Here is a 9,067-nt window from a genome sequence, read left to right as displayed (position 1 = left end):
CGATTTGGCAAGCATGTCCCCATCCGGCAGGAATACCACGAAAGGATTCAAAAGATTGTGCGCATTATTGGCAACGATGAAATCTCAATTTTTAACTATATCGATAATGTGCTCAGCCAACATTTTGAGGATTTCCAGGAGGACATCGTTAAACTCTACAACGAAAAGAATACTGATATTTTTTAATCCTAAACCAGAGTATTATGCTTGAACTAATTGCGATTATAACAATCATCATTCTTTTTATGCTTTTCCTAAAATGGAAGGGCAAAACCGGAACCCTCCCCAGTAAAAAAGAAATGGTTTCTGAAAAGCTCAATCAGGAAGGAATTGTCGGTAAAAGTACTTTTGTCTTGACTACTACTAAACGTGCTATCACTGAACCAGATTTATCCGGCAAAATGGATATTGAAGTGTCGTTGGAATATGAACCTGATATTGAGACTATCGAAGAACAAGAGGAACTGGAACAATTTGGACTTCCATCTGAAATTTCGTCCGATATTACTTTTGAAGATATGATGGAGGTGGTCAATGATGTTGAAAGTGTACAGCCTCAAAATCCGGCGAAATCAGGAAAATTACTATATGAGAATGAAAGTACTGACTGGGTAGAACAAATAACCTCCTCGTCTTCAGACTATCAAAAACGGATTGTGGAGTTGATTGATTTGCATTTAGGGAAATTGGACACAAGCGAAAATAAACAAATGTTAGATGATGGGTTAGCTGGTTTTAATATAAGGGATTATTCTACGTAAAGTTTGTTTCCGCCGAATAGTGTCAGTGACTGTCATTATTCATTTTTCACCCATGCATTATTTAATCAAGTTTGCTTTTACTCTTTCCAGATGTCCATAAATATCTTCAAGTTCCTAGCTTTGAATAAATGAAAAGTCATAGGAATCAATTAGTTGGTCGTTAGTGCAAATTCAATTTTTGCAGTTTAAATTCTTTAATCCAATATTAATAATACTTGAGAAAAAGGGGGATTAACTTCTTTTTTCTCATTTCCATTTATTATGAATTAATAGTTGTAAATTTTTTAATTTTCATTATTTAATAGTTATTATTGTTACATATTTTATCAGGTATAGAATGTCCATAGAGTTGACCGATATTTCCATTCCACCTTTACAGCCAACATATAGTGATGTCATCAATCATGGTGCAACTATATTACCTCAGGTAAGGATCCTAAATTATGAGGATAAAGAGTGGGAAAGGTTTATTGAGGAATGTACTCATTATTTACAAAGCCAATATGTCTCTGTGAGGCGTAGCGGTGGAGCCGGTGATCAAGGGTTAGATATAGTTGCCTTTAGAACAAAAGATAATTTTGAGGGCAAATGGGATAATTACCAATGTAAGCATTATGACCATCCTTTATCACCTAGTGATATATATATAGAAATGGGGAAATTATGTTATTACACATTGAATAATGAATATCCTGTGCCGGAGAATTATTTTTTTGCGGCACCGCAAGGAATAGGAACAAAGCTGGGTAAAATTATTCGCAATAATATGAAAGGTTTCAATGATATTCTAATCGAAAACTGGGATAAACATTGTAAATCAAAAATAACTTCAACTAGATCAATAGATTTAGACACGAAACTTTCAGACTATATCAAAAATTTTGATTTCTCGATCGTTAAAGATTTATCTGTTCTTGATCTGTTAGATTTTCATCGTAAGACGCCATATTATCATACTCGGTTTGGAGGTGGGTTACCATCAAGACCCAAATCCTTGAATCCACCAAAAGAAATTGCTGAAATTGAGGCCATTTACGTGAGAAAACTTTTAGACGCCTATGCTGAATGGCTTAATAAATCAGATTGTTCAATGAATGATGTTGAAAATAATAAGTCGTTAAAATTACACTTTGATGAGGCTCGAATACAGTTCTATTGCGCTGAGTCACTAGAGAAGTTTTCCAGAGACTATTTGGAAAGTGGTGAATTTGAGCGGCTCCAAGATTCAATATATCGTGGTATTGTGAATATTATAATTTCTGAGCACCCGAATGGCTTTGAAAAGGTAAAAGATACCATCCAAGAAGCCTTTAAAATTCAAATCGATTCTCACCCGTTAAAAGATAGACTTGAACTGGCAGATCGAGGTGGCATATGTCATCAATTGGCTAATAATGATAGAATAACTTGGGCTAGCAATGACGAATGAAATAAAAATATTACATCCTTTTAATAGTGCTGTTGAACTTGGATTACGGTCTCTTATTTTGCTTGAACATGCCTATCCAACAAAACTTGATATTCAACGGTTAATTTATTATGACTATTTATTAGTTCATTCAGGCGATGCAGGGGGGCCGACTAGTATCCATCCTGCTACGCCCCATCGATCTGGCGAAGTTTTGGTAAAAAGGAAGATGTTAGAACAAGGTTTAGTTCTTTTTATGAGCCGGAAACTCATATTACGAGAATATAATAAAAAAGGAATTTTTTATTATGCTTCAGACAATGCAACTCCATTTATAGATTGTTTATCATCAAAATATATCGGATTATTAAAAGAAAGAGCAATGTGGGTTTTTGAGACCTTTAGCAAAATGCGCGATAAAGAATTGGACAAGTATTTTCGACAGAACCTTGATAAATGGGGCGGTGAATTCGAAAATGAAGCTATCTTAAAGTTTGAGAATTTATGAATAGACTTACTTTAAAAAATTTGGTTTATAAAGGAACTGGTAAAAAACCGGCTATTATCGAGTTTTCTTCGGGTTTTAATGTTATTACCGGGCCTTCTGATACTGGTAAGTCTTTAATTTTTGAATGTCTGTCTTATGTTTTAGGTAGTTCAACAGTACCCAAAGAACCGACAGAGGCTAAGGGTTACACTAATCTTTTTTTGACAATTGAACATGACGGCAATGAATTTACGATCGAACGAAGTACTCTTTCAAACGACGTTAATGTGTATGAAATGCCATATGATGACATTGATGATAATTCGGACAAAACAACACTTTCCGGTAGCGCAAATGCTAAGGATAATATTTCAGACTTTTTATTAAATAAAATAAATATATCTAGCAAAAAATTAAAGAAAAATGAACGTAATGAGACAGTAAATCTTACTTTTAACATACTGAGGAAGTTATTACTTGTCGATGAAGGTAAAATACAATCTACATATTCTCCAATTTTTTCCGGAATGCCTACATCAGTAACAGTGGAAAAATCACTTTTTAAGTTTCTTATTACTGGAATTGACTATAGCCAAATTATAGTGAAGCAAAAACCTGAAATTCGAAAAGCTGATGCTACAGCTAGGATCAATCTTTTAGAGCACTTACTTAATAAGGGAGCTTTTAAATTTGACAGTAATATATCGAAGGAAGAACTTGAGGCGAAAAAAGCTAAGATTGAAAATGAAATCAATGTTGAAATAATTAATATTTCTGAGAACCAAAAAGAAATAGACGAATTACAGACTAAAAGAAAACAATCATGGGAAGAAGCTCTTTCAATTGAATCAAAACTTATTCATGTTTCAGAACTATTGAGTAGATTTCAACTGCTATCTGAACAATATCAGAATGACTTAAATCGCTTAGACGCTATTATAGAGACAGGTGAAATATTGAACCAATCCAAAGATGAGCTGTGTCCTGTCTGTGGCGCTAAATCCGAATATCATCAACCTGATTGCATTATAAGCAATGAAGAAATAAACAATGTCAAAGACGCTTGTTTCATCGAAAAGCAAAAGATAAATTCTTTACAGTCCGATCTACAAGCTACTATCAAACAAGTAGATGCGCAGAAGCAGAATTATACCATAATTAAAACTAATGAAGAAGAGTCTTATAAATGGATTGACAAACAACTCAATGAAAAACTAGAACCTTCTGTCAATAAAATTAAGGGCCGTTTATCCAAATTATATGAAGCCAAAAAAGATATAGAAATAACACTTGGAATGATTGAACAGCTTGAAGAAATGAAAGAACTTAGAGAAAAGGCCGTTCAAGATCTCAAACCCCAGAAAAAAACTGAGAAAGTACAGACCGGTGTTCAAGCTGCTGAAATCAATGATTTACTTAAATTAATTGAAGCGCAGTTAACAGCTTGGGGATACCCAGATATTGATAGAATTGGCTTTAGTGAGGATCTTCAGGATATTACAATCGGAGCTAAAAACAGAAAAGACCAAGGCAAAGGATATCGAGCTATTACTCACGCCGCCTTTATTATTTCTTTGATGAATTACTGTAGTTTGTTTAAAAAACCACATGCGGGTTTTGTTGTTTTAGACTCTCCGCTCGTTACCTTTAAAAAAGCTGATAAAAAGGCAGTTGGTAGTGATGCAATATCTGATGATATGAAGAAACTTTTTTATCGAAATCTAAGCACTATTGGTCAGGATAAACAAATTATCGTTCTTGAAAATGATAATCCCCCATCTGACGTCACAAGAAATATTAACTACATCCATTTTACTAAAAATGAGAAGAATGGAAGATACGGTTTTATACCATTAACAAACGAAGATTAATCAAAAAAATAAGTGCAAAGCTAGGTGACTTCGCTCTTACGTGCAAGGTCAAGCCCTTCGAGTTTTGTACTCCAGGACAAAGCCACCTTTACCGAATTGCATTCTTCTTTTTCTTTGGATATGGTCTGTTACTTCCATTTGGGATATATAAAGTGGGCAATGCATAGCGATAAAAATAAACCGTTTGCACTGCTCAATTTTTAATCAGATATCTTCCCGATGCACGGCACATGAATTCAAAAAATTAGGTTACATATTTAACTATTCTTTCAAAGCCAAACACAGCCACATACTTCCACATACTCCCCTTTTTATTTTTCAGTGATTTAAGCTTTTACATTTGGTTCGAGGCAGGAAAAAGTCTGCCTGAGTAGTAACCAAATTCTGAAAAAGATGAAGGAAAAAGATTACGGGTAAACCCAATTCCATCCCAGTGGTTTTGCCACATCACCAAGAGAGATTCCAGTAAAAAAATAGTAAAACCGCTCTCCTGTATTTCTATCGGAAAGCACAACAATAAATCATAATGGCAAAAATCAATTCAATAAAATCCATATTAACTCTTTTCTTCATGTTTTGGGTTACAGTACTATTCGCCCAAGGAGATGGTTCAGCCGGAATCGCCGAAGCCACGAGTATGGTCACCTCGTATTTTGACCCGGCAACCAAGTTAATCTATGCCATCGGAGCCATTGTAGGCTTAATTGGCGGCGTAAAAGTGTATTCCAAATTCTCAAGCGGCGACCCGGACACCGGCAAAACCGCAGCCGCCTGGTTTGGTGCATGTATTTTTCTGATTGTAGCGGCCACCATCCTGCGTTCATTCTTCCTGTAAAAAATATGGCAGAATATTTTATCAATAAAGGAGTAAACAAACCGGCTGAGTTTAAAGGTCTGCAAAGCCAGTACCTGTTCATTTTTGCAGGTGGGTTGCTGGGAACATTTGTGATTTTCATTGTCATGTACCTGGCCGGAATAAATCAGTGGGTTTGTATTTTCTCCGGGCTGGTTCTGGCTTTCACGGTTATCTGGCTGACATTCTCGCTTAACCGGAAATTTGGCCGTTTTGGTTTGATGAAGGTGCAGGCAACCCGGACTTTTCCACGCAGGATTATCAACCGGAGAAGTATTCCCAGGCTATTCACTTATAAAAGGAAGGGGGCAGTATGAGAAGCGTTTTAAAAACGACCTCGCTTGAAAGCAAGTTTCCTTTGCTGACGGTTGAACAGGGGTGTATCATCAGTAAAGATGCAGATACTACGATTGCATTTCAAGTGACACTGCCGGAACTGTTTACGATTACTTCGGAAGAATACGAAGCCATACATTCGGTATGGAACAAAGCGATTAAAGTATTGCCCGATTACTCCATTGTACACAAACAGGATTGGTATATTAAGGAGAATTACCAACCGGAGGAACAGGATTTAAGCTTTTTAAGTTCTTCGTTTGAACGTCATTTTAATGAGCGTCCGTATTTAAGCCACACCTGTTACCTTTTTCTTACCAAAACCACCAAAGAGCGGAGCAGGCAACAAAGTACGTTCAGTTCGCTTGGGCGGGGAACACTGCTTCCTAAAGAGATAAAAAATAAGGAATCTGTATTGCGGTTTGTGGAAGCAGTGAACCAGTTTGAGCAAATCATTAACGACAGCGATTTTATCCGGCTTACACGTTTAACGGCAGAGCAGATTACCGGCTCAGAGAAAGAACCGGGAATTGTGGAAAAGTATTTTTCACTTTCTCAACAGCAAACTGCCTGTCTCCAGGACATCACCCTGAATCCGGGAGAAATGAAAATCGGGGACAACTCACTGGTGCTTCATACCCTTTCAGATTTGGATGATTTGCCAACAAAAGTTTCCACGGAAAGCCGGTATGAAAAACTTTCGACCGACCGCAGCAGTTGTCTGTTGTCCTATGCTTCGCCGGTTGGCTTGTTATTGACGTGCAACCATATTTACAACCAGTACATTTTTATTGACGACCATTCGGCCAACCTTGCCCGTTTTGAAAAAATGGCCCGGAACATGCACTCGCTTTCGAGATACAGCCGCGCCAACCAGATTAACAAACAGTGGCTGGAAGAGTATCTCAATGAAGCGCACAGCAAAGGACTGGTTTCTGTCCGGGCACATTTTAATGTGCTGGCATGGAGCGACAGGTCGGAAGAACTTCGGCAGGTTAAAAATGATGTTGGTTCCCAGATTGCTCTAATGGAATGCAAACCGCGTTACAACACCGTGGATGTCCCAACACTGTTTTGGGCGGGCATCCCCGGCAATGCGGCAGACTTCCCTTCTGAAGAGTCGTTTTATACGTTCATGGAACAGGCCTTATGCTTCTTCACCGGTGAAACCAACTACCGGAGTTCCTTATCGCCTGTGGGGATTAAAATGGTTGACCGGCTCACCGGAAAACCCTTGCATCTCGATATTTCTGATTTGCCAATGAAAAAAGGGATAATCACCAACCGGAACAAGTTTATTCTTGGCCCTTCGGGAAGCGGGAAATCCTTTTTTACCAACCACATGGTACGGCAGTATTATGAGCAGGGAACACATGTACTTCTGGTCGATACCGGGAACAGCTACAAAGGATTATGTGATTTAATTCATTATAAAACAAGGGGCGAAGACGGGGTTTATTTTACCTATACCGAGGACAATCCGATTGCATTTAACCCATTCTATACCGACGACGGTGTGTTTGACATTGAAAAAAGGGAAAGCATCAAAACGCTTATCCTTACCCTCTGGAAAAATGAAGAGGAAGCGCCAACACGCTCGGAAGAAGTGGCTTTGTCGAATGCGGTGAGCCAGTATATCGAAAAGTTGAAATCGGATGGGTTGATAGCTCCGTCTTTTAATACATTCTATGAGTTTGTCAGGGATGACTATTCCGAAACGCTCCTTGCAAAAAAGGTACGCGAGAAGGATTTTGACATCGCCAATTTCCTGAACGTTTTGGAACCTTATTATCGTGGTGGCGAGTATGATTACCTCCTGAACTCGGACAAACAAATGGATTTGCTGAACAAACGCTTTATTGTTTTTGAGTTGGACAATATCAAAGACCACAAAGTTCTGTTCCCCATTGTAACTATCATCATCATGGAAGCCTTCATCAACAAAATGAGACGGTTAAAAGGAATCCGAAAGATGATATTAATTGAGGAAGCCTGGAAAGCAATTGCCAAAGAAGGAATGGCGGAATACATAAAATATTTGTTTAAAACCGTTCGGAAATTCTTTGGTGAAGCCGTTGTGGTTACTCAGGAGGTCGATGATATTATCGCTTCTGAGATTGTAAAGGAAAGTATAATCAACAATTCCGATTGTAAAATCCTGCTCGACCAGCGCAAGTACATGAACAAGTTCGGTTCTATCCAGGAGTTGCTTGGATTGACTGAAAAAGAAAAATCACAGATTCTTTCCATCAACCTTGCCAACCATCCCCGGCGAAAATACAAAGAGGTATGGATTGGTTTGGGCGGTGTGCAATCTGCGGTTTATGCAACCGAAGTTTCTTTGGAAGAATACTACACATACACCACCGAAGAAACCGAGAAACTGGAACTCGTCCGGGTGACTGAACAACTGGACGGGAACATTGAACTGGCTATCAAACAACTGGCCGCCAGCAAACGAAATGCTTAATCTTTTCATTTTAAAATTAAAAATCATGAAAACAAGACTATTTATAGCGGGGCTGCTTATTATGCTCGGCACTTTTAATCTGCGGGCGCAATTTGTGGTTACCGACCCGGTAAACCTTGCACAGAGTATTGTGAATTCCGCCAACGAAATTGTACAAACATCGAGTACGGTTTCCAACGTGATAAAGAATTTTCAGGAAGTAAAGAAAGTATATGATCAAGGTAAGAAGTATTACGATGCGTTAAAAGCAGTAAACGACCTTGTAAAAGATGCCCGGAAAGTCCAGGAAACCATTTTAATGGTTGGAGAAATTGCCGACATCTACATTAACTCCTATCAACTGATGCTGCAGGACGAAAATTTTACTTTGGAAGAATTGGGAGCCATCGCTTTTGGCTACTCCAAACTTTTGGAAGAAAGCAGCAACCTTTTGCTTGACCTGAAAGGGATTGTCAATGCCAGTTCGCTTTCTATGACAGACAAGGAACGAATGGATGTAATTAACGGCGTTTATGTTTCTGTCCAACGATACCGGAACCTGGTACGCTATTACACGAACAAGAACCTTTCGGTTTCTTATCTGCGTGCACAGAAAAAAGGCGATACCCAGCGGATGCTGGCGCTTTACGGTAATGCTGACGAAAGGTACTGGTAATGGATTTCGATAATTTACACCAGATTCTCCGCAGCCTTTATGTGGAGATGACGCCTTTGTGCAGCGACATGTCAGGGGTGGCAAAAGGGATAGCCGGTTTGGGGGCGTTGTTTTATGTGGCTGCCCGTGTGTGGCAGTCGCTTGCCCGGACTGAACCCATTGATGTTTACCCGCTTTTGCGCCCCTTTGCCATTGGCTTGTGTATTATGTTCTTCCCCTCTTTTGT

At 38.6% G+C, this 9,067-nt stretch carries 9 protein-coding genes; all 9 read left to right on the top strand.

The window, feature by feature from the left end; all coding sequences use genetic code 11:
* Positions 1–186: DUF3408 domain-containing protein (locus K5G00_RS28355; RefSeq protein ID WP_238769867.1), on the top strand; the 186-nt coding region annotated here is incomplete at its 5' end.
* Between the two features lie 17 nt (positions 187–203).
* Positions 204–761, top strand: a complete 558-nt coding sequence (locus K5G00_RS28350; RefSeq protein WP_238769866.1) for a hypothetical protein — start codon at positions 204–206, stop codon at positions 759–761.
* A 349-nt stretch (positions 762–1,110) separates the two neighbouring features.
* Positions 1,111–2,190 carry an ABC-three component system protein gene (locus tag K5G00_RS28345; RefSeq protein ID WP_238769865.1) on the top strand — a complete coding sequence of 360 codons (1,080 nt, stop codon included), beginning with the start codon at positions 1,111–1,113 and terminating at the stop codon, positions 2,188–2,190.
* Entirely contained in the window at positions 2,180–2,677 is a 498-nt protein-coding gene (locus K5G00_RS28340) for an ABC-three component system middle component 2 (RefSeq protein WP_238769864.1), read from the top strand. Before K5G00_RS28345 ends, K5G00_RS28340 begins: the two co-directional genes overlap by 11 nt.
* Entirely contained in the window at positions 2,674–4,527 is a 1,854-nt protein-coding gene (locus K5G00_RS28335; RefSeq protein ID WP_238769863.1) for an AAA family ATPase, read from the top strand. Before K5G00_RS28340 ends, K5G00_RS28335 begins: the two co-directional genes overlap by 4 nt.
* Before the next feature lie 526 nt (positions 4,528–5,053).
* The gene (locus K5G00_RS28330) at positions 5,054–5,362 is read left to right on the top strand and encodes a DUF4134 domain-containing protein (RefSeq protein ID WP_238769862.1); all 309 of its coding nucleotides are present in this window, start codon (positions 5,054–5,056) and stop codon (positions 5,360–5,362) included.
* A gap of 5 nt (positions 5,363–5,367) precedes the next feature.
* Positions 5,368–5,697, top strand: a complete 330-nt coding sequence (locus tag K5G00_RS28325; RefSeq protein WP_238769861.1) for a DUF4133 domain-containing protein — start codon at positions 5,368–5,370, stop codon at positions 5,695–5,697.
* Positions 5,694–8,186, top strand: coding sequence for a TraG family conjugative transposon ATPase (locus tag K5G00_RS28320; protein WP_238769860.1), 2,493 nt, complete (start codon positions 5,694–5,696; stop codon positions 8,184–8,186). Before K5G00_RS28325 ends, K5G00_RS28320 begins: the two co-directional genes overlap by 4 nt.
* A 25-nt stretch (positions 8,187–8,211) precedes the next feature.
* Positions 8,212–8,841 (top strand): DUF4141 domain-containing protein, encoded by a 630-nt coding sequence (locus K5G00_RS28315; protein ID WP_238769859.1) that lies wholly within the window; start codon positions 8,212–8,214, stop codon positions 8,839–8,841.
* The last annotated feature ends 226 nt before the right edge of the window (positions 8,842–9,067 follow it).

This window comes from Maribellus maritimus (assembly GCF_022267315.1).
Lineage (GTDB): Bacteria > Bacteroidota > Bacteroidia > Bacteroidales > Prolixibacteraceae > Draconibacterium > Draconibacterium maritimum.
This window is presented reverse-complemented; position numbering and strand designations above follow the sequence as displayed.